27 protein-coding genes, 1 tRNA gene and 2 pseudogenes are annotated in these 26,010 nt (G+C 67.0%); 19 read left to right on the top strand and 11 right to left on the bottom strand.

Annotated features, from left to right (window positions below; translation table 11 throughout):
* Nucleotides 1-15 precede the first annotated feature (15 nt).
* Nucleotides 16-462, bottom strand: a complete 447-nt coding sequence (locus tag IPG65_RS17835) for a hypothetical protein (protein WP_293192410.1) — start codon at nucleotides 460-462, stop codon at nucleotides 16-18.
* Between the two features lie 133 nt (nucleotides 463-595).
* On the opposite strand from IPG65_RS17835, the gene rpsP reads away from it, so the two are divergent.
* Nucleotides 596-856: a 30S ribosomal protein S16 gene (gene rpsP, locus IPG65_RS17830; protein ID WP_293192409.1), complete on the top strand. Its 261-nt coding sequence runs from the start codon at nucleotides 596-598 to the stop codon at nucleotides 854-856.
* A gap of 9 nt (nucleotides 857-865) precedes the next feature.
* Nucleotides 866-1,432: a ribosome maturation factor RimM gene (gene rimM / locus IPG65_RS17825; protein ID WP_293192407.1), complete on the top strand. Its 567-nt coding sequence runs from the start codon at nucleotides 866-868 to the stop codon at nucleotides 1,430-1,432.
* A gap of 25 nt (nucleotides 1,433-1,457) precedes the next feature.
* Here rimM and IPG65_RS17820 read toward each other — a convergent pair whose 3' ends face one another.
* The 5 genes and pseudogenes from IPG65_RS17820 to IPG65_RS17800 form a co-directional block, all read right to left on the bottom strand.
* Complete coding sequence (locus tag IPG65_RS17820; RefSeq protein ID WP_293192405.1) at nucleotides 1,458-1,733, bottom strand: septum formation initiator family protein; 276 nt, start codon at nucleotides 1,731-1,733, stop codon at nucleotides 1,458-1,460.
* Between the two features lie 61 nt (nucleotides 1,734-1,794).
* The gene (gene eno, locus IPG65_RS17815) at nucleotides 1,795-3,081 is read right to left on the bottom strand and encodes a phosphopyruvate hydratase (RefSeq protein WP_293192403.1); all 1,287 of its coding nucleotides are present in this window, start codon (nucleotides 3,079-3,081) and stop codon (nucleotides 1,795-1,797) included.
* Nucleotides 3,082-3,190: 109 nt separating this feature from the next.
* On the bottom strand, nucleotides 3,191-3,481 hold the full coding sequence (locus IPG65_RS17810; RefSeq protein WP_293192401.1) for a DUF1330 domain-containing protein: 291 nt from the start codon (nucleotides 3,479-3,481) through the stop codon (nucleotides 3,191-3,193).
* 14 nt (nucleotides 3,482-3,495) lie between these two features.
* Nucleotides 3,496-4,353, bottom strand: coding sequence for a 3-deoxy-8-phosphooctulonate synthase (kdsA, locus tag IPG65_RS17805; protein WP_293192399.1), 858 nt, complete (start codon nucleotides 4,351-4,353; stop codon nucleotides 3,496-3,498).
* A gap of 82 nt (nucleotides 4,354-4,435) precedes the next feature.
* Nucleotides 4,436-6,126: pseudogene (locus IPG65_RS17800) on the bottom strand (CTP synthase).
* A 79-nt stretch (nucleotides 6,127-6,205) separates the two neighbouring features.
* Between IPG65_RS17800 and coaBC the strand changes: the two are divergent.
* The 3 genes from coaBC to IPG65_RS17785 all read left to right on the top strand — a co-directional run bounded on the left by coaBC (nucleotide 6,206) and on the right by IPG65_RS17785 (nucleotide 8,521).
* The gene (gene coaBC / locus IPG65_RS17795) at nucleotides 6,206-7,447 is read left to right on the top strand and encodes a bifunctional phosphopantothenoylcysteine decarboxylase/phosphopantothenate--cysteine ligase CoaBC (RefSeq protein ID WP_293192397.1); all 1,242 of its coding nucleotides are present in this window, start codon (nucleotides 6,206-6,208) and stop codon (nucleotides 7,445-7,447) included.
* Complete coding sequence (dut, locus tag IPG65_RS17790; RefSeq protein ID WP_293192395.1) at nucleotides 7,444-7,890, top strand: dUTP diphosphatase; 447 nt, start codon at nucleotides 7,444-7,446, stop codon at nucleotides 7,888-7,890. Before coaBC ends, dut begins: the two co-directional genes overlap by 4 nt.
* A 73-nt stretch (nucleotides 7,891-7,963) precedes the next feature.
* The gene (locus IPG65_RS17785; protein ID WP_293192393.1) at nucleotides 7,964-8,521 is read left to right on the top strand and encodes a glycine zipper 2TM domain-containing protein; all 558 of its coding nucleotides are present in this window, start codon (nucleotides 7,964-7,966) and stop codon (nucleotides 8,519-8,521) included.
* Nucleotides 8,522-8,578: 57 nt separating this feature from the next.
* Here IPG65_RS17785 and IPG65_RS17780 read toward each other — a convergent pair whose 3' ends face one another.
* The gene (locus IPG65_RS17780; RefSeq protein WP_293192391.1) at nucleotides 8,579-9,103 is read right to left on the bottom strand and encodes a peptidylprolyl isomerase; all 525 of its coding nucleotides are present in this window, start codon (nucleotides 9,101-9,103) and stop codon (nucleotides 8,579-8,581) included.
* A 56-nt stretch (nucleotides 9,104-9,159) separates the two neighbouring features.
* Between IPG65_RS17780 and IPG65_RS17775 the strand changes: the two genes are divergently transcribed.
* Nucleotides 9,160-10,284 carry a cupin domain-containing protein gene (locus tag IPG65_RS17775; protein WP_293192389.1) on the top strand — a complete coding sequence of 375 codons (1,125 nt, stop codon included), beginning with the start codon at nucleotides 9,160-9,162 and terminating at the stop codon, nucleotides 10,282-10,284.
* A gap of 262 nt (nucleotides 10,285-10,546) precedes the next feature.
* Here IPG65_RS17775 and IPG65_RS17770 read toward each other — a convergent pair.
* Nucleotides 10,547-11,414, bottom strand: a pseudogene (locus tag IPG65_RS17770) (IS4 family transposase); the annotation flags it as partial.
* A gap of 448 nt (nucleotides 11,415-11,862) precedes the next feature.
* Between IPG65_RS17770 and IPG65_RS17765 the strand changes: the two are divergent.
* Complete coding sequence (locus IPG65_RS17765; RefSeq protein ID WP_293192387.1) at nucleotides 11,863-12,171, top strand: hypothetical protein; 309 nt, start codon at nucleotides 11,863-11,865, stop codon at nucleotides 12,169-12,171.
* 81 nt (nucleotides 12,172-12,252) lie between these two features.
* Here the strand turns inward: IPG65_RS17765 and IPG65_RS17760 are convergent, their stop codons facing one another.
* On the bottom strand, nucleotides 12,253-13,176 hold the full coding sequence (locus IPG65_RS17760; protein ID WP_293193058.1) for a DMT family transporter: 924 nt from the start codon (nucleotides 13,174-13,176) through the stop codon (nucleotides 12,253-12,255).
* Between the two features lie 620 nt (nucleotides 13,177-13,796).
* Here IPG65_RS17760 and aceA point away from each other — a divergent pair.
* On the top strand, nucleotides 13,797-15,125 hold the full coding sequence (aceA, locus tag IPG65_RS17755) for an isocitrate lyase (RefSeq protein WP_293192385.1): 1,329 nt from the start codon (nucleotides 13,797-13,799) through the stop codon (nucleotides 15,123-15,125).
* Nucleotides 15,126-15,210: 85 nt separating this feature from the next.
* Here aceA and IPG65_RS17750 read toward each other — a convergent pair whose 3' ends face one another.
* Entirely contained in the window at nucleotides 15,211-15,582 is a 372-nt protein-coding gene (locus IPG65_RS17750) for a hypothetical protein (RefSeq protein ID WP_293192382.1), read from the bottom strand.
* Nucleotides 15,583-16,014: 432 nt separating this feature from the next.
* On the opposite strand from IPG65_RS17750, the gene thrS reads away from it, so the two are divergent.
* The 9 genes from thrS to IPG65_RS17705 all read left to right on the top strand — a co-directional run bounded on the left by thrS (nucleotide 16,015) and on the right by IPG65_RS17705 (nucleotide 24,067).
* Nucleotides 16,015-17,922: a threonine--tRNA ligase gene (gene thrS, locus IPG65_RS17745; protein ID WP_293192379.1), complete on the top strand. Its 1,908-nt coding sequence runs from the start codon at nucleotides 16,015-16,017 to the stop codon at nucleotides 17,920-17,922.
* Between the two features lie 86 nt (nucleotides 17,923-18,008).
* Entirely contained in the window at nucleotides 18,009-18,623 is a 615-nt protein-coding gene (infC, locus tag IPG65_RS17740; RefSeq protein WP_293193056.1) for a translation initiation factor IF-3, read from the top strand.
* 149 nt (nucleotides 18,624-18,772) lie between these two features.
* A complete protein-coding gene (gene rpmI, locus IPG65_RS17735; protein WP_293192376.1) occupies nucleotides 18,773-18,976 on the top strand; it encodes a 50S ribosomal protein L35 in 204 nt (67 codons plus the stop codon).
* A 26-nt stretch (nucleotides 18,977-19,002) separates the two neighbouring features.
* Nucleotides 19,003-19,359 carry a 50S ribosomal protein L20 gene (rplT, locus tag IPG65_RS17730; RefSeq protein ID WP_293192374.1) on the top strand — a complete coding sequence of 119 codons (357 nt, stop codon included), beginning with the start codon at nucleotides 19,003-19,005 and terminating at the stop codon, nucleotides 19,357-19,359.
* Between the two features lie 119 nt (nucleotides 19,360-19,478).
* Nucleotides 19,479-20,549 carry a phenylalanine--tRNA ligase subunit alpha gene (pheS, locus tag IPG65_RS17725; protein WP_293192372.1) on the top strand — a complete coding sequence of 357 codons (1,071 nt, stop codon included), beginning with the start codon at nucleotides 19,479-19,481 and terminating at the stop codon, nucleotides 20,547-20,549.
* Between the two features lie 12 nt (nucleotides 20,550-20,561).
* A complete protein-coding gene (gene pheT / locus IPG65_RS17720) occupies nucleotides 20,562-22,997 on the top strand; it encodes a phenylalanine--tRNA ligase subunit beta (protein WP_293192370.1) in 2,436 nt (811 codons plus the stop codon).
* 47 nt (nucleotides 22,998-23,044) lie between these two features.
* Nucleotides 23,045-23,389, top strand: coding sequence for an integration host factor subunit alpha (locus IPG65_RS17715; protein ID WP_293192368.1), 345 nt, complete (start codon nucleotides 23,045-23,047; stop codon nucleotides 23,387-23,389).
* A gap of 118 nt (nucleotides 23,390-23,507) precedes the next feature.
* The gene (locus IPG65_RS17710; protein WP_293192367.1) at nucleotides 23,508-23,978 is read left to right on the top strand and encodes a MerR family transcriptional regulator; all 471 of its coding nucleotides are present in this window, start codon (nucleotides 23,508-23,510) and stop codon (nucleotides 23,976-23,978) included.
* A gap of 12 nt (nucleotides 23,979-23,990) precedes the next feature.
* A tRNA-Pro gene (locus tag IPG65_RS17705) sits at nucleotides 23,991-24,067 on the top strand.
* A 283-nt stretch (nucleotides 24,068-24,350) separates the two neighbouring features.
* Here IPG65_RS17705 and IPG65_RS17700 read toward each other — a convergent pair.
* Complete coding sequence (locus IPG65_RS17700; protein ID WP_293192365.1) at nucleotides 24,351-24,641, bottom strand: hypothetical protein; 291 nt, start codon at nucleotides 24,639-24,641, stop codon at nucleotides 24,351-24,353.
* 292 nt (nucleotides 24,642-24,933) lie between these two features.
* Between IPG65_RS17700 and IPG65_RS17695 the strand changes: the two genes are divergently transcribed.
* Both IPG65_RS17695 and IPG65_RS17690 read left to right on the top strand, forming a co-directional pair.
* Nucleotides 24,934-25,851, top strand: coding sequence for an LPD38 domain-containing protein (locus IPG65_RS17695; protein ID WP_293192363.1), 918 nt, complete (start codon nucleotides 24,934-24,936; stop codon nucleotides 25,849-25,851).
* The gene (locus tag IPG65_RS17690) at nucleotides 25,832-25,969 is read left to right on the top strand and encodes a hypothetical protein (RefSeq protein ID WP_293192361.1); all 138 of its coding nucleotides are present in this window, start codon (nucleotides 25,832-25,834) and stop codon (nucleotides 25,967-25,969) included. Before IPG65_RS17695 ends, IPG65_RS17690 begins: the two co-directional genes overlap by 20 nt.
* Nucleotides 25,970-26,010: the final 41 nt, after the last annotated feature.

Here is a 26,010-nt window from a genome sequence, read left to right as displayed (position 1 = left end):
TTCAAAAAATGGCGCTCATTGCGAGATCTTGCGCGCTTCCTCGATCTGGTACTCGAAGTAGCGCTGGAAGCTGAAGGCGAGCGAGGCCATGAGCACGGCGGTGCCGACCAGCAACGAGGCCGCGATGCCGACCACGGTGAACCAGTGGGTGCGCCCCGGCGGCGCGTCGGGTGCGGCCCCGGGGTTGAAGCGCGCGTTCCACTTCTCGGGCGTCATCAGGCCGTAGACGATGGCCGTCAGCGCGCAGCCGGCGATGGTGAAGCCCAGCAGTGGAATCAGCAGCCAGCTCCACTGGTCGTCCTGGCCCAGGCGCTGCACCCGCTCGATGCCGTAGAGCCCGAGCGCCGTGGGAATCGGCAGCAGCCAGCCCGCCAGGTCGCCCAGGCCGCGCAGGTAGAAGCGGTGCAGCCCGAGCGGGCCGCCCAGGAAGGTGAGCCAGGTGGCGAAGGTCTTGTTTTTCATCGGGCTATAATCATAGGCTTTTCGATGTGTCGCTGGCCGGGTGGCCATGTCGCGTGTCTCAGCATCGAAGGAAACCTGGGCGCAGTGCCAGAGCGCGGCGCCCGGGCCCACCACCCACAGGATTCAAACCAACATGGTCGTGATTCGTCTCTCGCGCGGCGGCGCCAAGGCCCGCCCCTTCTACAGCATCGTCGTCGCCGACAAGCGCGTGCGCCGCGATGGCCGCTTCATCGAGCGCATCGGCTTCTACAACCCCGGCGCCAAGGGCGGCGAGGAGGGCCTGCGCATCGCCCAGGACCGCCTGACCTACTGGCGCGGCGTCGGCGCCCAGCCGTCGCCCACCGTCGAGCGGCTGATCAAGCAGGCCGCCCAGGCCGCGCCGGCGGCGGCCTAAGCCGTCGCCATGGTCCCTGGGCTGGAGCCGGCCGAGCTGCCGGCGGACGCGGTCGAGGTCGGCCGCGTGCTGGACGCCTGGGGCATCCAGGGCTGGATCAAGATCCAGCCCTACAGCGCCTCGCCCGAGGCGCTTTTTTCTTCCAAGCGCTGGTTCCTGCAGCCACCTGAGCGCGGCGCCAAGACCTCCTTCGCTGGCACGGTGCGCCTGTCGATCAAGCAGGCCCGCGACCACGCCGATGCCGTCGTTGCCAGCGCGCACGAGATCGCCGACCGCGGCGCCGCCGAGGGGCTGAGGGGCGCGCGCATCTTCATCCCCCGCTCGTCCTTTCCGACGCCGGCCGAGGGCGAGTACTACTGGGTCGATCTGATCGGCCTGGCGGTGGTCAACCGCGAGGGCGTGGCGCTGGGCGAGGTGGCCGACCTCATGGCCACGGGCCCGCAGCAGGTGCTGGTGGTGCGCTATCAGCAAGACGGCCAGCCGGCCGAGCGCCTGATTCCCTTCGTCGATGCCTACGTCGATGCGGTGGACCTGGACGGCAAGCGCATCACGGTGGACTGGCAGCCTGACTATTGACGGCGCGGCTCGGCGCGCCATCGGTTCAGCGCGCGACCTGCACGAAGATCTCGTTGGGCCGCACCATGCCCAGCTCCACGCGGGCCTTCTCCTCGACGATGCCCAGGCCCGCCTTCAGGTCGTCCACCTCGGACGCGAGCTGATCGTTGGCCAGCTTGGCCTGGGCGTTGGCGGCTTTCTGCAGATCCAGCTTGCGCTGCAGCGCCGCCACGCTGGGCACGCTGCCGCGGCCGACCCACATCTGGGCGTGGATCACGACCAGCAGCACGATCAGGACGGCGGGAACGACGCGCTGGATCATGCTAAATGGATTGTTGGGGTTGGCCGGGGTGCTATGAGTTTAATAGAACTTCGACGCGGCTTCAACGCAGGTTGTAGAACGCCGCGCGGCCGGGGTACTGCGCCATCTCGCCCAGGTCTTCCTCGATGCGCAGCAACTGGTTGTACTTGGCCATGCGGTCGGACCGGCTCAAGGACCCGGTCTTGATCTGGCCGGCGTTCAGGCCCACGGCGATGTCGGCGATGGTTGAGTCCTCGGTCTCGCCCGAGCGGTGGCTGATGACGGCGGTGTAGCCCGCGCGCTTGGCCATCTCGATGGCGGCGAAGGTCTCGGTCAGGGTGCCGATCTGGTTGATCTTGATGAGGATCGAGTTGGCGATGTGCTTGTCGATGCCTTCCTGCAGGATCTTGGTGTTGGTGACGAACAGGTCGTCGCCGACGAGCTGCACTTTCTGGCCGAGCTTGTCGGTCAGCAGCTTCCAGCCGTCCCAGTCGCCCTCGGCCATGCCGTCCTCGATGCTGATGATGGGGTACTTGTCGACCCACGTGGCCAGCATGTCGGTCCACTGCGCGGCCGACAGCTTCAGGCCGCCTTCGCCTTCCAGCACATATTGGCCGTCCTTGTAGAACTCGCTGCTGGCGCAGTCCAGGCCCAGCACGATGTCCTGGCCAGCGGTGTAGCCGGCGTCGGCAATGGCCTGCAGGATGAGCTGGATGGCTGCCTCGTGGTTCTCGACGTTGGGGGCGAAGCCGCCCTCGTCGCCCACGGCCACGCTCATGCCCTTGTCGTGGATGATCTTCTTGAGCGCGTGGAACACCTCGGCACCCTGGCGCAGCGCCTCGCGGAAGCTGGGCGCGCCCACGGGGATGATCATGAACTCCTGCAGGTCGAGGTTGTTGTTGGCGTGCGCGCCACCGTTGATGACGTTCATCATCGGCACCGGCAACTGGCAGCCGTTCATGCCGCCGAAGTAGCGGTACAGCGGCAGGCCCGATTCCTCGGCCGCCGCGCGCGCCACCGCCATCGACACGGCCAACATGGCGTTGGCGCCCAGGCGGCCCTTGTTGTCGGTGCCGTCCAGGTCGATCAGGGTCTTGTCCAGGAAGGCCTGCTCCGAGGCGTCCAGGCCCAGCACGGCCTCGCTGATCTCGGTGTTGATGTGCTCCACGGCCTTGAGCACGCCCTTGCCCAGGTAGCGCTTCTTGTCGCCGTCGCGCAGTTCGATGGCCTCGCGCGAGCCGGTGGACGCGCCGCTGGGCACGGCGGCGCGGCCCATCACGCCGCTTTCCAGCAGCACGTCGCATTCGACCGTGGGGTTGCCGCGGCTGTCGAGGATTTCGCGGCCGACGATGTCTACGATGGCACTCATTGCAGTTTCCTTGGAGTCAATAATCCGGTTTTCATGTCAAATCAGGCTCTAGCCCGCGCCGATATTGCGCGAGAAGCTATTGAATTGATAGTTGTCGGGGTTGGGCGGCCTACAGTCCCTCGACCACCACCATGCGCATGATGGCCGCGCCTTCGCGGGCCTGGCGCGCGCGCAGGTACTCGGCCGAGTCGTAGAAGGCCTTGGCCGCCGCGAAGCTGGGGAACCTGGCCACCACCAGGCGCTCGGGCCGCCAGTCACCCTCCAGCACCTCCACCTGGCCGCCGCGCACGCAGATTTCGGCGCCGTGCACGCGGAAGGCCTCGGTGGACCACTTCTTGTAGTCCTCGTACTGCTGGGGGTTGGTGACGCTGACGTTGGCGATGATGTAGCCGCTGGGCATGGTGCAAGGGTTCCTTAGGCTGAGAAATCGTTTTCGAGGAAGGGTTGGCGCTTGGCGACCTGGTCGAGCGCGAGCAGGGTTTCGAGCAGCGCCTTCATGTGCTTGAGCGGCACGGCATTGGGGCCGTCGGACAACGCCCTGGCCGGGTCGGGGTGCGTTTCCATGAACAGGCCGGCCACGCCCACGGCGACCGCGGCGCGCGCCAGCACCGGCACCATCTCGCGCTGGCCGCCGCTGCTGGTGCCCTGGCCGCCGGGCAACTGGACGCTGTGCGTGGCGTCGAACACCACGGGCGCGCCGGTCTCGCGCATGATGGCCAGGCTGCGCATGTCGGAGACGAGGTTGTTGTAGCCGAAGCTGGCGCCGCGCTCGCAGGCCATGAAGCTGTCCTCGGGCAGGCCGGCTTCCCGCGCGGCGTCGCGGGCCTTCTGGATCACGTTCTTCATGTCGCCGGGCGCGAGGAACTGGCCCTTCTTGATGTTGACCGGCTTGCCCGACTGCGCCACGGCGCGGATGAAGTCGGTCTGCCGGCACAGGAAGGCGGGCGTCTGCAGTACGTCCACCACCTGCGCGACGGCGGGAATCTCGGCCTCGGTGTGCACGTCGGTTAGCACGGGCAGGTTCAGTTCGCGCTTGACGGCCGCCAGGATCTCCAGGCCCTTGTCCATGCCGGGGCCGCGGAAGCTGGCGCCGCTGGAGCGGTTGGCCTTGTCGTAGCTGCTCTTGAAGATGAAGGGGATGCCCAGGGATGCCGTGATGTCCTTGAGCTGGCCCGCCACGTCCATCTGCAACTGCTCTGACTCGACCACGCAGGGGCCGGCGATGAGGAAGAAGGGGCGATCCAGCCCGATCTCGAAGCCGCACAGTTTCATGTCAGCCCCCACGCTTCGCACTTCGTGTCTTCGCTGCCCCCCGAGGGGGCCGTCGCTGGCTTGAGGCGGCTCGGCGCTGCGCTCATGCCACGACCTTCAGGTTCTTGCCGGCGCCATCCTGCCCCGCGCGGGCGGCCTGGTGCTCCAGCGCCGCCCGGATGAAGGCGTTGAACAGCGGGTGGCCGTCCCAGGGCTTGCTCTTGAACTCGGGGTGGAACTGCACGCCGATGAACCACGGATGGACGCTCTGGGGCAGCTCGACGATCTCGGTCAGGTGCTCGCGCTGGGTCAGCGCGGAGATGACCAGGCCCGCGTCGCGCAACTGGCCGAGGTAGTTCACGTTGGCCTCGTAGCGGTGGCGGTGGCGCTCGGTCACCACGTCGCCGTAGATGTGGTGGGCCAGCGTGCCGGGCAGCACGTCGGAGCTTTGCGCGCCCAGGCGCATGGTGCCGCCCAGGTCGGAGCCGGCGTCGCGCTTCTGGATGCTGCCGTCCTTGTCCTTCCACTCGGTGATGAGGGCGATGACGGGGTGCGCGCAGCCGGCGTCGAATTCGGTGCTGTTGGCGCCTTCCAGTCCGCAGACGTGGCGGGCGTACTCGATGGTGGCCACCTGCATGCCCAGGCAGATGCCGAGGTAGGGTACGCGGTGCTCGCGCGCGAAGCGGGCGGTGGCGATCTTGCCTTCCACGCCGCGCTCGCCGAAGCCGCCGGGCACCAGGATGGCGTCGTAGCGGGCCAGTTGCGCCACGGTGGCGGGGGTGATGGTCTCGGAATCGACGTGGTCGATGACCACGCGCGCATGGCTTTGCATGCCGGCGTGGCGCAGCGCCTCGTTGACTGACTTGTAGCTGTCCGACAGGTCGACGTACTTGCCCACCATGGCGATGGTCACCTCGCGCTGCGGGTGCTCCACCTCGTGCACCAGCGCGTCCCAGCGCTGCAGGCTGGCCGGCGGGGTGTTCAGGCGCAGCTTGTCGCAGATCAGGCCGTCCAGGCCCTGCTCGTGCAGCATGCGCGGCACCTTGTAGATGGTGTCCACGTCCCACATGCTGATCACGCCCCATTCGGCCACGTTGGTGAACAGGCTGATCTTCTCGCGCTCCTCGGCGGGGATGCGCCGGTCGGCGCGGCACAGCAGCGCGTCGGGCTGGATGCCGATTTCGCGCAGCTTCTGCACCGTGTGCTGCGTCGGTTTGGTCTTGAGCTCGCCCGCGGCCGCGATCCACGGCAGGTAGGTCAGGTGCACGAAGGCGCTGTGGTTGGGGCCCAGCTTGAGGCTGAGCTGGCGCACGGCCTCCAGGAAGGGCAGCGACTCGATGTCGCCCACCGTGCCGCCGATCTCGACGATGGCCACGTCCGCCGCGCCGGCGGTGCCGAAGCCGGCGCCGCGCTTGATGTACTCCTGGATCTCGTTGGTGACGTGCGGGATCACCTGCACCGTCTTGCCCAGGTAGTCGCCGCGGCGCTCTCCTTCTCGAGCACGCTCTTGTAAATTTGGCCGGTGGTGAAGTTGTTGGCGCGCCGCATCCGGGTGGTGATGAAGCGTTCGTAGTGGCCCAGGTCCAGGTCGGTCTCGGCGCCGTCGTCGGTGACGAAGACCTCGCCGTGCTGGAAGGGCGACATGGTGCCCGGGTCCACGTTGATGTACGGGTCGAGCTTGATCAGGGTGACTTTGAGGCCGCGCGATTCGAGGATCGCGGCCAGGGAGGCCGAGGCGATTCCCTTGCCCAGGGAAGACACCACACCGCCGGTGACGAAGACGAATTTGGTCATGTCAGGACGGAGGCCGAAGACCTCCGCTCGGTGGGAAATGCCGATTATAGAAGCCGCTCCTTTTGCTACATTGCGCGCCATGAATACCAACGACGTCGCCGGCGAGCTGCAGGGCCGCCACATCGTGCTGGGGCTGTCGGGCGGGGCCGCCTGCTTCAAGGCCGCCGAGCTTTGCCGGCTGCTGGTCAAGGCCGGCGCCAGCGTGCAGGTGGTGATGACCGAGGCGGCCTGCCAGTTCATCACGCCGGTGGCCATGCAGGCGCTGTCCGGCCGGCCGGTCTACGTGTCGCAGTGGGACGCGCGGCCCGGCAACAACATGGCGCACATCAACCTGAGCCGCGAGGCCGACGCCCTCATCGTCGCGCCGGCCAGCGCCGACTTCATCGCGCAGCTGGCGCAGGGGCGGGCGGGCGAGCTGCTGCCGCTGATGTGCCTGGCGCGCCCCATCGAGCGCGTGCCGCTGCTCATCGCGCCGGCCATGAACCGCGAGATGTGGGCGCACCCGGCGACGCAGCGCAACCTGGCGCAGATCGTCGCCGACGGCGCCACCGTGCTGGGCGTGGCCTGCGGCGACCAGGCCTGCGGCGAGACGGGCGATGGCCGCATGCTGGAGGCACGGGAGCTGGCCGATGAGCTGATCGCCTTCTTCACGCCCAAGGTGCTGGCCGGCCAGCGCGTGCTGGTGACGGCGGGGCCCACGTTCGAGGCCATCGACCCGGTGCGGGGCATCACCAACCTGTCCAGCGGCAAGATGGGCTTCGCCGTGGCGCGCGCGGCGCGCGAGGCGGGCGCGGAGGTGACGCTGATCGCCGGCCCGGTGTCGCTGCCGACGCCCCGCGGCGTGCGGCGCATCGACGTGGTTTCAGCACTGGATATGCATGAAGCCGGCGTGGATATTGCGCAGTCTGCTCATATTTTCATAGCAACCGCGGCGGTGGCGGACTGGCGCCCGGCGACGGCGGCGGCGCACAAGATCAAGAAGGACGGTTCCGGCGAGGCGCCGCAGCTCGGCTTTGTCGAGAACCCGGACATCCTGGCCGAGATCGCGCATTCGCCGCGCGCGCAGTCGGGCGAGCTGTTCTGTGTAGGCTTCGCGGCCGAGAGCCAGGACCTGCAGGCCAACGCCCAGGCCAAGCGCGTGCGCAAGGGCGTGCCGCTGCTGGTGGCCAACATCGGGCCGGCCACCTTCGGCAAGGACGACAACGCGCTGCTGCTGGTCGACGATGAGGGCGTGAGCGATCTGCCGCGCGCCAGCAAGCGCGTGCTGGCGCAGCAACTGGTGGCCGAGATCGCGCGCCGGGTGTCGGGGTTCGCGGCATGAAGCTCGACGTCAAGATCCTCGACGAGCGCCTGCGCGCCAGCCTGCCCGCCTACGCCACGCCCGGCAGCGCGGGACTGGACCTGCGCGCCTGCCTCGACGCGCCCCTGACGCTGGCGCCCAATGCGTGGCAACTGGTGCCCACGGGCCTGGCCATCCACCTGGCCGACGCCGGCTACGCGGCGCTGATCCTGCCGCGCTCGGGGCTGGGGCACAAGCATGGCATCGTGCTGGGCAACCTGGTGGGGCTGATCGACAGCGACTACCAGGGGCAGCTCATGGTCAGCGCCTGGAACCGCAGCGCCACGGCGTTCACGATCGCGCCGATGGAGCGCATCGCGCAACTGGTGATCGTGCCGGTGGCGCAGGCCGAGTTCAACCTCGTCGATGAATTTCCGCCCTCGGTGCGCGGAGAGGGCGGCTACGGCTCCACCGGCCGCGCATGACGAGACCGACGGGGCGCGGCGCCGGCTTACCATTTGAAGCGTCGGGGGCGCCGACTTTACGTTTTGGACGCCCTTGCCTCCGGGCATCGATGCGTTAATCCAGGAAGGCGCTTACAGCACCAGCGCTTGCATTCAGGAGAATCGTCATGCAAATCAAACAACGTCTGGTTTCTTCCATCGCCGTGCTCAGCATCGCGGGCGCGCTGGTGGCCTGCGCAGCCCCGGGGGCCAGCCGGTCGGCGGCAACTACCCGAGCGGCTACCCCAGCAACAACTATCCGGGCAATCAAGCCTACGGCAACTACGGCCGGGTGTCGAATGTCGAGTACCTGCGCGGCGGCCAGTCCAGGGGCGTGGCCGGCGCGGTCATCGGCGGTGCGGTCGGTGGTCTGGCGGGCAATCAGGTCGGCGGCGGCAGCGGACGCGCCGCGGCGACGGTCGCCGGCGTGGTCGGCGGCGCGCTCATCGGCCGCGCGCTGGAGCAGAACATGGGCGGGGGCGGCGGCCAGGAGATCTACCGCGTGACCGTGCAGTTCGACAACGGGTCCGCGCGCGCATTCGACTACGCCCAGCCGCCCAACGTGCAGATCGGCGACCGCGTGCGCGTGGACGGCAACCAGCTCTATCGCTGATTGATCCCACGGCATGAACGACAACGGCGCCCGAGGGCGCCGTTGGTCATCGTGGCGTCAGTGGATCTGGGTGCCGCCTGGCGCCATCGGCTGGAGCTGGAAGAACCCGGTGCCGGCGCTGCCCCGGCCGACCTCGTCCACGGTGGCTTCGCGCACCTGCTCCACCTTCAGGCGCAGGCGCAGCGCGATGCCCGCCAGCGGGTGGTTGCCGTCCAGCACGACGTGCTCGGGGTAGATGTCGGTGACGGTGCACAAGGTGTTGGGCGGCACCCCGTCGGCCACGCCGGCGGGCAGCGAGCCGGCTTCCAGCAGCATGCCTTCCTCGATACCCTCGGGGAGCTGATCGCGCGGCGCCAGCAGGACCAGCTTCTCATCGTAGTCGCCGAACGCATCCTTGGGCTCCAGGTTCAGGTGCAGTGTGGCCCCGGCCTCGTGGCCCTGCAGCGCGGCGTCGATGGCGGGCAGCAGGTCGCCGCCGCCGACCAGGAACTCCACCGGCTCCTGCAGTTCGTCCAGCGTCTCGCCCAAGCTGTCCTGGAGCGTCCAGGCGAGGGCGACGACGCACGGTGAGTTGATTTCCATCGCGCGATTGTCGCATCGCCCGATGAACGCGGCCGCGCTTGCGTATGCTCGGCGGCATGGACATCTCCCAACCCCTGCGCCTGCTGGGCGGCCTGTCGCCCGCGCAATTCATGAAGCGGCACTGGCAGAAGAAACCCCTGCTGGTGCGCCAGGCCATCCCCGGCTTCCAGCCGCTGCTGTCGCGGCCGGCGCTGTTCGACCTGGCGGCCGATGCGGCGGTGGAGTCGCGCCTGCTGCGCCACGGCGGCGGCCGCTGGACGCTGCGCCAGGGCCCGCTGCCGCGCCGCGGCCTGCCGCCCCTCGGCCAGCCGGACTGGACCTTGCTGGTACAGGGCGTCGATCTGCACCATGCCGGGGTCCATGCGCTGCTGCGGCAGTTCCGCTTCGTGCCCGATGCGCGGCTGGACGACGTCATGATCAGCTACGCCACCGAGGGCGGCGGCGTGGGGCCGCACTTCGACAGCTACGACGTGTTCTTGCTGCAGGCCCACGGCCGGCGCCGCTGGCGCATCGGGCGGCAGAAGGACCTGCGGCTGGTCGAAGGCCTGCCGCTCAAGATTCTGGCCGATTTCGAGCCGGAAGAGGAATACGTCCTTGATCCCGGCGACATGCTGTACCTGCCGCCGCGCTGGGCGCACGACGGCGTGGCCCTGGGCGAATGCATGACCTATTCCATCGGCTTTCGCCAGCCGGCGCGCGGCGAGCTGGCGCGCGAGCTGCTGCAGCGCCTGGCGGACGAGGCCGGAGACGGGCTGGGCGACGCCGCCTACCGCGACCCCGGACAGGCGGCCGTGGCGGCGCCTGGCGCGGTGCCGCCGGCGATGTTCGACTTCGCGCGCGACGCCGTGGAGCGGGCGCTGCGCGACCCCGCGCAACTGGCCATGCTGCTGGGCGAGTGGCTGACCGAGCCCAAGCCGAACGTCTGGTTCGACACGCCACCCGCGCGGGGCGACGCGGCCGGCGGCGTGGCGCTCGACCGCCGCACGCGCATGATGTACGACGAGCGGCACGTCTTCATCAACGGCGAGGGCTACCGCGCCAGCGGCCGCGATGCTCGGCTGATGCGGCAACTGGCGGACGAGCGCAGCCTCGGCGCCGGCCAGGTGGCCCGGCTAAGCGAGGACGCCCAATTCCTGCTGGCGCAATGGAAGGAAGCGGGGTGGCTGCATGACGACGCCTGAAACTGCTCTGACCGGGTTGCCGCAGGGCGCATTCCTGGGGCGCGAGACGTTCCGCCGCATCGTGCCCTAGGCGCAATACTGTTCAGATACGCAGCACTGGCGTGGGCTGATGTCGCTGGTGGAGCAACGCGCCGCGATGGCGGACGGTGAAGCTGCTCATCTTGCGCTTGACTCCGCGCGGGTTGAGGCGTCCGCGGCTACTAACGCAGCGACCACGGGCAATCTCGGCCAGCAGGGACTCACGCCAGCTTTCGAGGCGCTCAGGGGGAACGGCCGCGGCTTGCGGCATCTTGCGTTTGATCACGCGCGCCGCGTGGCTGAAGCTCAGGCGATCCGGGTCGAGTGCGCGCTGCCAAGCCGCTTGTGCCATGAGTTGGCGGATGGCGAAGTGCGCCAGCAGCAGCCCCCACGGTTCCTGCTTCACCAGATCGGGCGTCTTGCTGCGCAGCACGGTGCTGCTGGCGCGCAGGTGCGTCTTGAACTCATCGAACACACCCTCGATCTCCCAGCGCTCGTGGTACAGCGCCGCCAATTCTTGGCCGGGCGCCTGCTCGGGGTCGAGCAAAGTGGTCACCAGGCGGTAGCTGTCCTTTGTGGGGACGGCCAAGTCGCGCAGCGTGTACTCGATGACGCGCACCGTGCGGCCATGCCGCCGGGCGCTGTCTTCACTGTCGAAGACGGTGCTCAGGTACGAGCCATCGGGCAGGACCTGCTGCGCCGCCAGCTTGATGTTGGAACTCACGCGCCACAGCAGCGTGGCGCCGCTGTCGCAAGCGAGCGCCCAGAGCTTGAAGCTGTAGAAGCCCCGGTCGGCCATTACCAACATGTCCTTGCGCAGCCAGCCCGGCAGCAGTTCCGTGGCCATCGCCTTCTCGCTGCGTGCGTACGCGGCGATGCCGGCGGCCACGATGGCGTGCGTGCCGCACTCGACCAGGCCGAGCAGGCGCGCCTGCGGGAAGGCGCTCTGGCCGCGTACGGCTGTGGGGTAGCCGATTGCGCTGACTGCCTCGCCCTGTCTCGGCCAGCACCTCGTCGATCAGAGGCCTCGAACACACGCTTGCCAGTACACCTGTGCTGATCAGGTGGGCGACATCGACCTGGTGCGGCAGTACCTTGCGCGTTCTTGCCATCGGCTCCGTCCTCCATGGATTGGATGGAGCCGAATTATGCTGGCCATTTGTCTATCTGAACAGTATTGCGTCCTAGGCCGACGCGCTCGATCTGCCCAGCGCCCCTTGATCGCCCGAGTGGGTCATGCAGCGGCTCGACCGGGTGCGTGCGCCGCGGCGGCGCTTGCGGTGCCGCCGCGGAGCGCAGGCTGGCATTGCGCGAGTCCGTCGATGGCTGGCTGGGCCGCAGCAGCGCTGGGTTTCCTGCTACGACCTTGGGCTTGTGACACTTTGTTTTGACGTGGCGCGGGCGCATCAGGGTAAGCCACAATTGCAAGGCTCCAAGCTATAATTCGAGGTTGAGCGGAAAGGTCCCGAATGCTTTTCTCTCGGTCAGGGCGCGTGATGTCTTCAGTGTCTTGATGCTTTCCGGAATTTCCTGTCATTCATTCAAACAAGGAACATTGAAATGAACAAATCGCTTGTACTGGCTGCCCTGATCGCCGCCGCTGCCCTCGCCGCCTGTGGCAAGAAGGAAGAACCCGCTCCCGCTCCCGCGCCGGCGCCGGCTGCTGAAGCCGCTGCTGCCGCCGCCGACAGCGCGGCCTCCGCTGCTGCCGACGCGGCTTCCGCCGCTGGCGCTGCCGTGAGCGATGCCGCGTCCGCCGCTGGCGCCGCCGCCGACAGCGCCGCTGCCGCGGCCGCCAACGCTGCTGCGACCGCCGCCACCGCTGCGGCCGACGCCGCCAGCGCCGCTGCCAGCGCCGCCAAGAACTGATTCACGGTTCGCCCGCTGTTCGGAGCCGGTCGCTGGATGCGGCCGGTCCGACCAAGGAACGCCACCTTCGGGTGGCTTTTTTCATGGTTTCGGGCTTTTTCGTGTACTCGCCTGACCACGCGCCGAATGCCTCGCGCGCGAGGGCAGGGTGGCCATCAGCACGCCCGCCAGCGCGATGGCGAAGGCCGCGAGCTGCAGCCCGCCCAGGCGCTCGCCCAGCACCACCACGCCGACCAGCGCCGCGCTGACCGGCAGCAGCACGGTGAACACGCCGGCCTGCGCGGCGGGCACGCTGCGCAGGCCCGTCATCCACAGCCACACGGTCCACATGCACGCGGCGAGGGCGTAGAACACCAGCAGCACCCAGGTGCCGGCGCCCACGGCGCCAAAGTCGAAGCGCCAGGCCAACCACAGCCCGAACGGCGTGCTCAGCGCGAAGCCCCACAGGTTGATCAGCGCCGAGATGCGCCGCGGTCCCAGGGCGCCCGTCAGTTTCTTGCCGATGACGGCGTAGCTGGCTTCGCACAGCACGGCGCCGATCAGCAACAGGTTGCCCAGCCACACCAAATTTGAAGAGTTTTCGGCCTCTAGCCCAGACGCAGCATGCGCCGGAAGCTCACTTTTCGATAGCGAAAGCAGGCCGATGCCGATGACCGCGCAGACCACGCCCGCCCACACGCGCGGCGCTACCCGCTCGCGCAGCAGCAGCCAAGACAGCACCGCCACCGCCGCCGGGATGGCCGCCATGATGACCCCGGCCGACACGGCGGTGGTCAGCTTCACGCCCGAGATCATGCACAGCGTGAACAGGAAATTGCCCAGGAACGATTCGAGGAACAGCAGGCTCCGCGTCTGCGCCGTCATGGGCGGTTCGCCGGCCGGCTTTTTCAGCCAGTGCAGCATCGCCACCCCGCCGATGCCGAAGCGCAGCCACGCCAGCAGCAGCACCGGGAACACCGCCGCCAGCGGCTTGGACAGCGCCACGTAGCTGCCCACCAGCGCCATCGACAGCGCCAGGCAGCCATAGGCCAGGGCTGGGGGCGGGGCAGGGGACGTGGGCAAAGCGGACGATGGCGGCGGCGGGTGCAGGGAATATATAGCGGCCCCGCCGGGCAGGCATCCGGCCCGTGAGTCCGACGAAGCCCCGCTTGACGAAGCACGCCTCCGCAGGAGACTCGCCGCTCGGTCCCGACTCCGCCGCGCGTTCTTGGGCATGAAACATGCCCAGGGCCGCTAACCCGATCCGGGCTGGAGCTTGCGCTGGACGACGCCAAGCCGCTCAGGCAGACCATCCCTGAGGAGATTCGGATCCACGCCGAACTGGTGAAAGCCGCCGGACTGGTGCCGCAATAGCCCGGGGCGGATGATGATTTCGCGATGAGAGGTCAATACGCCGCATTGTGAAATTATGCGATGCTGCATTGCGGCAAAATTTCTCGATACGGAAGATAAAATTCCGCATCGAGGAATAGAAGTTGCAACCCATTGATTTCAAATAGATAAAAATTTGTCTTGTATAAGACATAAGAATGGACGCAAGTCTTATACAAGAGTTATGATTCACCTCAACGGCACCGCACGCGGTTGCCGCCCAAGCTTGTTCAACATCACCACTGGAGCTTTTCATGCCGAACACCAACGAGCAACTCAGCCGCGACCAGCAGATCGCCGCCCTTGAAAAAGACTGGGCCAGCAACTCGCGCTGGAAGGGCGTCAAGCGCGGCTACAGCGCCGCCGACGTGGTGCGCCTGCGCGGCAGCCTGTCGATCGAGCACACGCTGGCCAAGCGCGGCGCCGAGAAGCTGTGGGGGCTGATCAACGGCGATGCCAAGAAGGGCTACGTCAACGCCTTCGGCGCCATCACCGCCGGCCAGGCCATGCAGCAGGCCAAGGCCGGCCTGGAAGCCGTGTACCTGTCGGGCTGGCAGGTCGCCGCCGACGGCAACACGTCGGAAACCATGTACCCCGACCAGTCGCTGTACGCCTACGACTCGGTGCCGACGATGGTGCGCCGCATCAACAACACCTTCAAGCGCGCCGATGAGATCCAGTGGGGCCGCGGCATCAACCCGGGCGACAAGGAGTTCATCGACTACTTCCTGCCCGTCGTGGCCGATGCCGAGGCCGGCTTCGGCGGCGTGCTCAACGCCTTCGAGCTGATGAAGAACATGATCGCCGCCGGCGCGTCGGGCGTGCACTTCGAGGACCAGCTCGCCGCCGTCAAGAAATGCGGCCACATGGGCGGCAAGGTGCTGGTGCCCACGCAAGAAGCCTGCGAGAAGCTGATCGCCGCGCGCTTCGCCGCCGACGTGATGGGCGTGCCCACCATCGTGCTGGCCCGCACCGACGCCGAGGCCGCCAACCTGATCACCAGCGACCACGACGCCAACGACAAACCCTTCCTGACCGGCGAGCGCACGCAGGAAGGCTTCTACCGCGTCAAGAACGGGCTGGAGCAGGCCATCAGCCGCGGCGTGGCCTACGCGCCCTACGCCGACCTGGTGTGGTGCGAGACCGGCGTGCCCGACATCGGCTTCGCCCGCGAGTTCGCCCAGGCCGTGCACGCCGCCTGCCCCGGCAAGCTGCTGTCGTACAACTGCTCGCCTTCCTTCAACTGGAAGAAGAACCTCGACGACAAGCAGATCGCGGCGTTCCAGGACGACCTGTCGGCCCTGGGCTACAAGTACCAGTTCATCACGCTGGCCGGCATCCACGTCAACTGGTTCAACACCTTCCAGTTCGCCCACGCCTATGCTCGCGGCGAAGGCATGAAGCACTACGTGAACATGGTGCAGGAGCCCGAGTTCGCCGCCCGCGACAAAGGCTATACCTTCGTGTCGCACCAGCAGGAAGTCGGCGCCGGCTACTTCGACGACGTGACCACGGTGATCCAGGGCGGCTCCTCCAGCGTCAAGGCCCTGACCGGCTCCACCGAAGAAGAACAGTTCCACTGATCACGGCCAAGGCGCTTGCAGGGCGCCTGCACTCGGTCAGCGAAGCCACCTTTCGGGGTGGCTTTTTCGTGGCCGGCCCACGGCCTTAACGCACCCAGCCGCCGCCCTGCGAATGCCAGCCGCCGCGCGGCGCGCGCTCCCAGCGGCGCGGCTGCCAGCGCCAGCCGGGGCGCGGGCGATCGTAGCGGCCGGGAACCCAGGTGTGGCGGTTGCCGCTCCAGTTCCAGTAACCATTGATCCAGACGGCGCCGGGGTAGGGGACGGCGGGTTGCACCTCGACGTAGGGCGCGGGCGGGGCGACGGGGGCATAGACGTCGGTGGCGCTCGGGTAGCCGTAGGGGTCGCCATACCCTGGCGCGGGCGCCGGGGCGACGACGCAGCCGCCGAGGGCGGACAGGGCCGCCAGCGCGCAGGCGGTGGCGAGGCGGCGAGTGCGGGGGGAGGGGCGGGTGGTCATGGACAGTGGGCTCCTTGTGTGGAAGGGGCGGAGCGCGCAGCGCCCGCCTGCTGCTTTCAACGGCTGGCGCGGGGCCGCGCTGACCAAAGCCGACGAGCGGGCACGGTCTTTACCTGGGCTTCACGCGAGCGCGTGGCGGGAGGTGTTCGGGCGCGAAGGCATCCAACGGGTAAAATGCGCGGCTTCGGCGGCACCTCGGGGTGCGGCCACGGATCACCAGCCCCACAGCAAGAGCGAGAAAGGCACCCTGGTTATGACACCGCGAACTATCTGGAGAAGGAGCATGGCTTAAGGCCGTTTGCGGTGTTGGTCCAGGCGCATCCTAGGGGTTGCGCTATCAAAAAGATACCAAAGCGCGGCCTGGGCCGCGCTTTTTTGTTGCCCGCACCCCTCTCTTTCTCAGACAGATTTTCAAGACACGGAGTTTTCCCCATGGTTCAGATCACGCTTCCCGACGGCGCCCAGCGCGACTTTCCCGGCCCCGTGACGGTGGCCGAGGTGGCGCAGGCCATCGGCCCGGGCCTGGCCAAGATGACGGTGGCCGGCAAGGTGGACGGCCGGCTGGTCGATGCCAGCGACCTGATCGACCAGGACGCGAAGCTGCAGATCATCACGCCCAGGGACGAGGAGGGCCTGGAGATCATCCGCCATTCCACGGCGCATCTGGTGGGCCACGCCGTCAAGCAGCTCTACCCGACGGCGCGGATGGTGATCGGCCCGGTGATCGAGGAGGGCTTCTATTACGACATCGCCTACGAGCGCCCTTTCACGCCCGAGGACGTGGCGGCCATCGAGCAGCGCATGCGCGAGCTGATTGCACAGGACTACGACGTGATCAAGAAGATGACGCCGCGCGCCGAGGTGATCGAGGTCTTCAAGTCGCGCGGCGAGGACTACAAGCTGCGTCTGGTGGAAGACATGCCGAATGAAACGGCGATGGGCCTGTACTACCACCAGGAATACGTGGACATGTGCCGCGGTCCGCACGTACCGAACACGCGCTTCCTCAAGGCCTTCAAGCTGACGAAGCTGGCCGGCGCCTACTGGCGCGGCGATGCGAAGAACGAGCAGTTGCAGCGCATCTACGGCACGGCCTGGGCCGACAAGAAGCAGCTCGACGCCTACATCCAGCGCATCGAGGAGGCCGAGAAGCGCGACCACCGCAGGCTGGGCCGGGAGCTGGACCTGTTCCACATCGACGAGGTGGCGCCGGGCGTGGTGTTCTGGCACCCCAAGGGCTGGGCCATCTGGCAGGCGGTGGAGCAGTACATGCGGCAGGTGTACCGCGACACGGGCTACCAGGAAGTCAAGGGCCCGCAGATCCTGGACAAGACGCTGTGGGAGAAGACGGGCCACTGGCAGAACTACCGCGAGAACATGTTCATCACCGAGTCGGAAAAGCGCGACTACGCGCTCAAGCCGATGAACTGCCCTGGCCACGTGCTGATCTTCAAGCACGGCCTGCGCAGCTACCGCGACCTGCCGCTGCGCTACGGCGAGTTCGGCCAGTGCCACCGCAACGAGCCCTCCGGCGCCCTGCACGGCATCATGCGCGTGCGCGGCTTCACGCAGGACGACGGCCACATCTTCTGCACCGAAGACCAGATCCTGGACGAGTGCGTGGCCTTCACGGCGCAGTTGCAGAAGGTCTATGCCGACTTCGGCTTCACCGACATCCTCTACAAGGTGGCCACGCGGCCGGATGCGCGCGTGGGCTCCGACGAGCTGTGGGACAAGGCCGAGCACGCCTGCATGGAGGCGCTGCGCCGCTCCGGGGTGGAATTCGCCATCTCGCCGGGCGACGGCGCCTTCTACGGCCCCAAGATCGAATACACGCTGCGCGACGCCATCGGCCGCCAGTGGCAGTGCGGCACGATCCAGGTGGACTTCAACATGGCAGAGCGCCTGGGCGCCGAGTACGTGACCGAATCCAGCGGCCGGGCCCACCCGGTGATGCTGCACCGCGCCATCGTCGGCAGCCTGGAGCGCTTCATCGGCATGCTGATCGAGCACCACGCCGGCGCCATGCCGGTCTGGCTGGCGCCGGTGCAGGTGGCGGTGCTCAATATCACCGACGCGCAGGCCGACTACGTCCGGCACGTGGCGAAAACGCTGCGGAATCAAGGGCTTAGGGTCGAAACCGATCTGCGCAACGAGAAGATCACGTATAAAATACGCGAGCATTCGTTGCAAAAGCTGCCTTACATCCTGGTCGTTGGCGACAAGGAAAAGGAAGCTGGCGCCGTCGCAGTGCGCGCGAGGGGTAACCAAGACCTCGGCGTGGTGTCTCTCGAAGCGTTTGCCAAGCGCATCGCCGAGGACATCGCCTCCAAAGCCTGATTTTCAGCAAAAACCGGCTCTGGTCCGCGTCAAACGGGCGGTATTAGCTATATTTATTATAGCATTTGATTTGAGGAACCGACACCATCGCTACCAATTTTCGTGACCGCCGCCACCGGGAGGAGCGCGCGCATCGTCTGAATCGTGAGATCAATGCTCCCGAAGTCCGCTTGAACGGCCCCGAGAACGAGCCCCTGGGCGTCGTGCCCATTCAGGAGGCGCTGCGCATGGCGGGCGAGCTGGATGTGGACCTGGTGGAAATCGTCGCCACGGCCACGCCGCCCGTCTGCCGCCTGATGGACTACGGCCGATTCAAGTACCTGGAGCAGAAGAAGGCGGCCGAGGCCAAGGCCAAGCAGACGGTCATCGAAATCAAGGAAGTCAAGTTCCGCCCCGGTACCGATGACGGCGACTACAACATCAAGATGCGCAACATCCGCCGGTTCCTGGCCGATGGCGACAAGGTGAAGGTCACGCTGCGCTTCCGCGGCCGCGAGATCACGCACCAGGAGCTGGGCATGGCCCTGCTCAACCGCATCCGCGACGAACTGGCCGACACCATCCTCGTCGAGCAGTTTCCCAAGCTCGAAGGCCGGCAGATGATCATGATGATCGCGCCGGCCCGCAAGAAAGCCGGTGGCGGCGCGGCCAAGCCCGCCGCGCCGGCGGCCGAAGCCACCGCCGCGCAAGCGGCGGGCTGAGCGGCAAGGCCATCGAAGCATTTGCCGGGTTCGCCCGGCGAACGGGCAGGCTGTAAGGCCTGCCGACCCAGAAGTGGCTCGGGGCCCATCCAAGGGCGCAAAGCAGTTTTGCGCACGCCTCGCGAGCACAATCAAAAGGAGCATGTCAAATGCCCAAGATGAAGTCCAAGAGCAGCGCGAAGAAGCGTTTTCGCGTCCGTCCGGGTGGTACCGTCAAGCGCGGCCAAGCCTTCAAGCGTCACATCCTGACCAAGAAGACCACCAAGAACAAGCGCCACCTGCGCGGTGCGGTGAATGTGCATGAGACCAACCTCGGTCACATGGCGCAGATGCTGCCCTTCGCCGGCCTGTGATCAACTGACGGACAAGGAGAACTGATATGCCTCGCGTCAAACGTGGTGTGACCGCCCGTGCTCGTCACAAGAAAGTGCTGGCCCTGGCCAAGGGTTTTCGCGGCCGCCGCAAGAACGTCTTCCGCATCGCCAAACAGGCGGTGATGAAGGCCGGGCAGTACGCCTACCGCGACCGCCGCAACAAGAAGCGGGTGTTCCGCCGCCTGTGGATCGCCCGCATCAACGCCGCTGCGCGTGAATGCGGGATCACCTACAGCCAGTTCATCAATGGCATGAACAAGGCCGGCATCACCCTGGACCGCAAGGTCCTGGCCGACATCGCCGTGCACGACAAGACCGCCTTCGCGGGCATCGTGGAGCAGGCCAAGGCCAAGCTGGCCTGAGGCCGGCGCCACCGCGCGATACTCTGTTTTTCATAGCGTTTCGCGCAGGTGCTTCAAGGGGTTGAGGCCAATTTGGCTTCAATCCCTTTTTCATTTCAGACTTTCACGCCGCTTCACCGATGAACGCATCCGCCGTCACCAGCGACCTTTCCGAACTGGTCTCCAGCGCCGCCGACAGCTTCGCGCGCGCCGCCACCCCGGCCGATCTGGAGAACGCCAAGGCGCTCTTTCTGGGCAAGGCCGGCCGCGTGACCGAGCTGATGAAGGGGCTGGGCGCGCTCAGCATCGACGAGAAGAAGTCGCGCGGCGCCGCCATCAACCAGGCCAAGCAGGCCATCGAGGCGGCATTGGGCGCACGCCGGCAAGCGCTGGCCGACGCCGAACTGGCGCGCCAACTGCAGGCCGAGGCGCTGGACGTGACCCTGCCCGGCCGCCAGCGCGGTGGCGGCGGGCTGCACCCGATCTCGCTGGCCTGGGAGCGCATCGAGCAGATCTTCGGCAGCATGGGCTTCGACGTGGCCGACGGCCCCGAGATCGAGAGCGACTGGTTCAACTTTACCGCCCTCAACAACCCGCCCAACCACCCGGCGCGCTCGATGCAGGACACCTTCTACGTCGACCTGAAGGACGAGCAGGGCCAGGCCTACTGCCTGCGCACGCACACCAGCCCGATGCAGATCCGCCATGCCACGGCCCATGCCAAAAAACACGCCGAGGCGCTGGCGCGCGGCGAGATGAGCGAAATCCGCGTCATCGCGCCGGGCCGCACCTACCGCGTGGACAACGATGCCACGCACTCGCCCATGTTCCACCAGGTCGAGGGGCTGTGGCTGGGCGAGAACGTCAGCTTCAAGGACCTGAAGGTCACCTACCTGAATTTCTGCAAGGCATTTTTCGAGACCGACGAGCTGATCCTGCGCTTTAGGCCCAGCTACTTCCCCTTCACCGAGCCCAGCGCGGAAATCGACATCCAGTTCCAGTCCGGCCTGCTGGCGGGCCGGTGGCTGGAGGTGTCCGGCTCGGGCCAGGTGCATCCGCAGGTGGTGCGCAACATGGGGCTGGACCCGGAGCGCTTCATCGGCTTCGCCTTCGGCTCCGGCATCGACCGCCTGGCGATGCTGCGCTATGGCGTGAACGACCTGCGCCTGTTCTTCGAAGGCGACATCCGCTTCCTCAGCCAGTTCCGTTGATCGAGAGTTTTCATGCAGTTTCCTGAATCCTGGCTGCGCGAGTTCTGCAACCCGCCCCTGTCCACCCGGCAATTGGCCGACACCCTGACCATGGGCGGCTTCGAGGTGGAGGAGCTGCGCCCCGTCGCGCCGCCCTTCACCCAGGTGGTGGTGGGCGAGATCAAGCACGCCGAGCCGCACCCCAACGCCGACCGCCTGCGCGTGTGCCAGGTGGACGTGGGGCAGGGCGCGCTGCTGAACATCGTCTGCGGCGCGCCGAACGCGCGCGCGGGCATCAAGGTGCCGTGCGCGCTGTTGGGCGCCGAACTGCCGCCGGGCGACGATGGCAATCCGTTCGTCATCAAGCTGGGCAAGCTGCGCGGCGTCGAGAGCCAGGGCATGCTGTGCTCGGCGCGCGAACTGGGCTTGGCCGATGACCACAGCGGCTTGCTCGAACTGCCGTCCGAGCTGTCGCCGGGGCAGGACATCCGCGTCGCGCTGGACCTGGACGACACGGTGTTCACGCTCAAGCTCACGCCCAACCTGGGCCATGGGCTCAGCGTGTACGGCATCGCACGCGAAGTGTCGGCGCTCACGGGCGCGCCGCTCGTCACGCCCGCGCACCCGCCCGTGGCCGCCGGTGTGTCCGACGTGCTGCCTGTGAAGGTGAGCGCGCCCGATCTGTGCGGACGCTTCTCGGGCCGCGTCATCCGCCACGTGAACACGCGCGCCGCCACGCCGGCCTGGATGGTCGATCGCCTGGCGCGCTGCGGCCAGCGCAGCGTGACGGCGCTGGTGGACATCTCCAACTACGTGATGTTCGAGTACGGCCGGCCCACGCACATCTTCGACCTGGACAAGATTCACGGTGGCCTTCAAATCCGTTGGGGCCGCGCCGGCGAGCAGCTCACGCTGCTGAACGGCAACACCGTGACCCTGGACGAAACCGTCGGCGTGATCGCCGACGAGCGCGAGGTCGAGTCGCTGGCCGGCATCATGGGCGGCGACGCCACCGCGGTATCGGACGACACGCAGAACGTCTACGTCGAAGCCGCCTTCTGGTGGCCCGACGCCGTGGCGGGCCGATCGCGCCGCTACAACTTCGCCACCGACGCCGGCCATCGGTTCGAACGCGGCGTCGATCCCGACCTGACGGCCGCCCACATCGAGCGCATCAGCCGGCTCATCCTCGACATCTGCGGCACGCCGCAGACCGTGTGCGGCCCCATCGACGATCAGCAGCCCAACCTGCCCGCGCCGACACCCGTCACGCTGCGCGTGGCGCGCGCGGCCAAGGTCATCGGCATGCCCCTCACGCAGGCGCAGTGCGCCCAGGTCTTCCGTCGGCTGGGGCTGGCCTTCACGGAAGGCGGGGGCACCCTCACCGTCGTGCCGCCGGCCTACCGCTTCGATCTGCGCATCGAGGAAGACCTGATCGAGGAGGTGGCGCGCATCACCGGCTACCAGCAGTTGCCCGAGACCGCGCCGCTCGCGCCCATCGTGCCGCGCGTGCCCTCCGAATCGCGCCGCAGCCCCTTCGACGTGCGCCGTGCGCTGGCAGTGCTGGGCTACCTGGAAACCATCAACTTCAGCTTCGTCGAGGAGGGCTGGGAGCGCGATCTCGCCGGCAACACCGACCCGGTGCGCCTGCTGAATCCGATCGCGAGCCAGATGAGCGTGATGCGCTCGTCCCTTCTGGGCTCTTTGCTACAGATTGTGAAGCACAACACGGATCGCCGTGCGAGCCGCGTGCGCGTCTTCGAGATCGGGCGCGTGTTTCTGCGCGATGCCTCGGTGAAAACCACGGACACCAGCGTGCAGGGTGTGGATCAGCCCCTGCATGTGGCCGGCATCAGCTATGGGCCGGCCAGCCGCCAGGGTTGGGAAGGCCACCAGGGCCCCGCTGATTTCTACGACATCAAGGGCGACGTGGAAGCCTTGCTCGGCCCGCGTCAGGCGGTGTTCGAGCGCGCCGAACACCCCGCGCTGCACCCTGGCCGCTGTGCCCGGGTGGTGCTGGATGGACGCGCCATCGGGTTCGTCGGCGAGTTGCATCCACGTTGGCGCCAGGCCTGGGAATGGCCCCATGCGCCGGTGATGTTCGAGCTGGCGCTGGATGCCGTGCTGCAACGCACGCTGCCGGCGGCGCGAACGGTATCGCGCCAGCAGCCGGCCGAGCGCGACATCGCCGTCGTGGTGAAGGAAGGTGTCACGCACGCGCAACTGATGCAAGCGGTGCGTGCCGCGTCCACCAGCGAGCTGCTGAGAGGTGCCGCGCTGTTCGACATCTACCGGCCCAAGGCCGGCGCCGAGCACGCGGCTGGCATGGCCGCCGGCGAGAAGAGCCTGGCGGTGCGGCTGGTGCTGGGCAGCGAGGGCGAGACCTTGACCGACGAGCGCATCGATGCAGCGGTCAAGGCGGTGGTGGAGCGCTTGCAGGGCGACCTGGGTGCGCGGCTGCGTGGTTGAAGGCGACTGGAGACATCGGCATGGCGCACGACTCACTCGATTTCTCGATGCTGGCCGTCGACAGCCTGGAGACGGCGGCGCTGACCAAGGCGCAGTTGGCCGACATGCTGTTCGAGCAGATTGGCCTCAACAAGCGCGAATCCAAGGACATGATCGATGCGTTCTTCGATCTGATGGGGGAGCGGCTGATTGCGGGCGAGGAGGTCAAGCTGTCCGGCTTCGGCAACTTCCAGATGCGGATCAAGGCGCCGCGGCCGGGCCGCAACCCGCGCACGGGCGAGATGATTCCCATTGCCGCACGCCGCGTGGTCACCTTCCATGCCAGCCAAAAACTGAAGGAGCAGGTTCAGGGCGAGGCGGACATCGGTGGCGCCGATGAGGCGCCGGAGTAGGTAAACTTCCAAATTTTTCCGGTTATTGTCTGCTCACGCGCGGATTCGCGCGGGGCGGCATGGTGGCAAGCGATGACTTGCGCTAACCTCGAACGCTTGTTGCCGGAGGCGTTGGACCGTGACGGAGAAGACTCTCCCCCCCATACCAGCCAAGCGCTACTTCACCATCGGTGAGGTCGGCGAACTGTGCGGTGTCAAGCCGCACGTGCTGCGCTATTGGGAGCAGGAGTTCACCCAGCTTAGGCCGATGAAGCGCCGCGGCAATCGGCGCTACTACCAGCACCACGAGGTGTTGATGATTCGCCGCATCCGCGATCTGCTGTACGACCAGGGTTTCACCATCAGCGGTGCGCGCGGCAAGCTGCAGGAATTGGTCCAGCACGAGCGCGGCCGGCCCGGCATGAACGAATCTTTGCCGGCTGGCTCCGAACAGATCCATGGGGACGAAGCCCTGTCCGGCGACTGTGCCGATGGCGTGTTTTTCGAGGGCGATCCTCTGCCAGAGCAGATCAGGGAAGTCGAGCGCGAACTGAAGGAAATTCGCGACATGCTCACCGTACCTCCTTGGCTCGATCTGGAGACGCTATAATGACAGGCTTGTCGGCGTGTAGCGCAGCCTGGTAGCGCACTTGCATGGGGTGCAAGGGGTCGCGAGTTCGAATCCCGCCACGCCGACCATTTTTTCTCAATAAAATCAACGGGTTACAGCAGAAATGCCGTAACCCGTTTTTCTTTGTCCGAGAGCGTTTTGGGCTAAGGGGTAAACCCAGGGGTAAACCGGATTTGGCCCCAGTGGATTGTCAAGGCCTGTGGGGTCCGTGAGACACCTAGTACGCCGGCACGGAGATATCGGAACGAAATGAAACCGAAGGATTTGCGTTCAGGGCAAGGCGCAAACCGCGGCGATACCGCCCGGTATCGCGAGGATTTGCAACGCCGCCCTGGGCGCAAAGACGTGGTTTCATGTTTCGAAGCCCGGCGTGCCCTTGCGGTGGATGCCATGCTTGACCCAGGACAGATCGGGCAGCGACGACAGGTAGAGTTGGCCCAGCGCGTCCTCCAGCTCGGCGCGCTGCCTCGCATCCATGCCCTGCTTGTCCAGCACGCCGTAGAGCTGTTCCATGAAACCGCGCCCCACGCTGTCGCGCTCGGCCACGAAGTCCTTGGCCTTGAGCACCTTGCCAACGGCGAATCCCTTGCCCGGCGGGAACGCGGCCACAAGCTGCCTGCGCGTGGTATCGGCCTCTGCCACTGAGGTATCCCCACGAATTTCCCAGCCCTGCGGCATGCAACGCGCTGCGCGGGTAGCCGACACAAAGGCGCGTGCATGGAGCACTCTTCACGGTGACCAAACCAACGAAGACTGCGGGGAACCATGCACGCCGATCAAGTATTGCGCAAATGCCTGCCCGAATGCTTTGAGACCATGATCGCCAATGGGTTGTCGAAGACGACAATGGCAAGCGTAGCGAATACTTGGACGATGCAGAAATGCGCGCCCTGGTGGGGGGCGATATTGCAGATGAAGCCAGACACTGTTCGACATGGAGCCGGGCAAGCCCAAGACGCTGCGTCTGTCGGCCGTGGGCCAGAAGATCGTGGCCGGCGGCGTGCTGCTGGGCGGCGCGCAGGCGCTGATGCTGGCGGCGGCCGGGTTTGACGATGAGGAGCCGCCGGACTTTATCCGCGAGCGCAACCTGGTGATCCCGACCGGGGGCAAGAAGTACATCACCATTCCGATGCCGCTGGGCTTTCATGTGCTGCCGAACCTGGGGCGCATTCCGGTGGAGTTCGCGCTGGGCGGTTTCGACAAGCCGGCCGAGCATGTGGTGAAGCTGCTGAGCCTGTTCAGCGACACGTTCAACCCGATGGGCAACGCGGGGCTGAGCATGCAGTCGCTGGCGCCCACGGTGCTGGACCCGTTCGCGGCGCTGGCCGAGAACAAGGACTTTGCCGGCCGGGCCATCGCCAAGGAGTCGTTCAACAAGCTGACGCCGGGGCATGCGCTGGCGCGCGACACGGCATCGCTGCCGGCGCTGTGGATGTCGGAGGCCATCAACTACCTGAGCGGCGGCACGCGGCACGTGCGCGGGGCGTTCTCGCCCACGCCGGACCAGATCGACTACCTGGTGGGCCAGGTGACGGGCGGGGTGGGGCGCGAGGCGTCGAAGCTGCAGCAAACGGTGGTGGGCGTGGCGCAGGGCAAAGATGTGCCGGCGCACAAAAATACCGGTGCTGGGGCGCTTCCATGGCAATGCGGACAGCCCGAGCGCCAGGCAGTCGGCGTTCTACCGCCGCCTGGACGAGGTGGCGCGCCATGCCGAGCAGGCCAAGGGTCTGCGGCTGGAGGGCAAGGCGGCCGAGGCCAACGACTACACCCGCGAGCACCCCCAGGCCCGGCTGGCCCTTGTCGCGCGCGCGGCGCAGAAACAGGTGAAGGATATGCGCGAACGCATCCGTGAGCTGGAGCAGGAGGGGGCGCCCAAGGGCGTCATCCACGCCACGGAGCTGCGGATGATGCAGCGGATGGCGCACGGCATTGCCGCGGAGCCTGTCCTGAATTTTGTGTTCGAGGCATAGCATGACGACCAGGAACATGTATGCCGACGAGCAAGACGAAG

This window comes from Ottowia sp., from assembly GCF_016703145.1.
Lineage (GTDB): Bacteria > Pseudomonadota > Gammaproteobacteria > Burkholderiales > Burkholderiaceae_C > Ottowia.
This window is presented reverse-complemented; position numbering and strand designations above follow the sequence as displayed.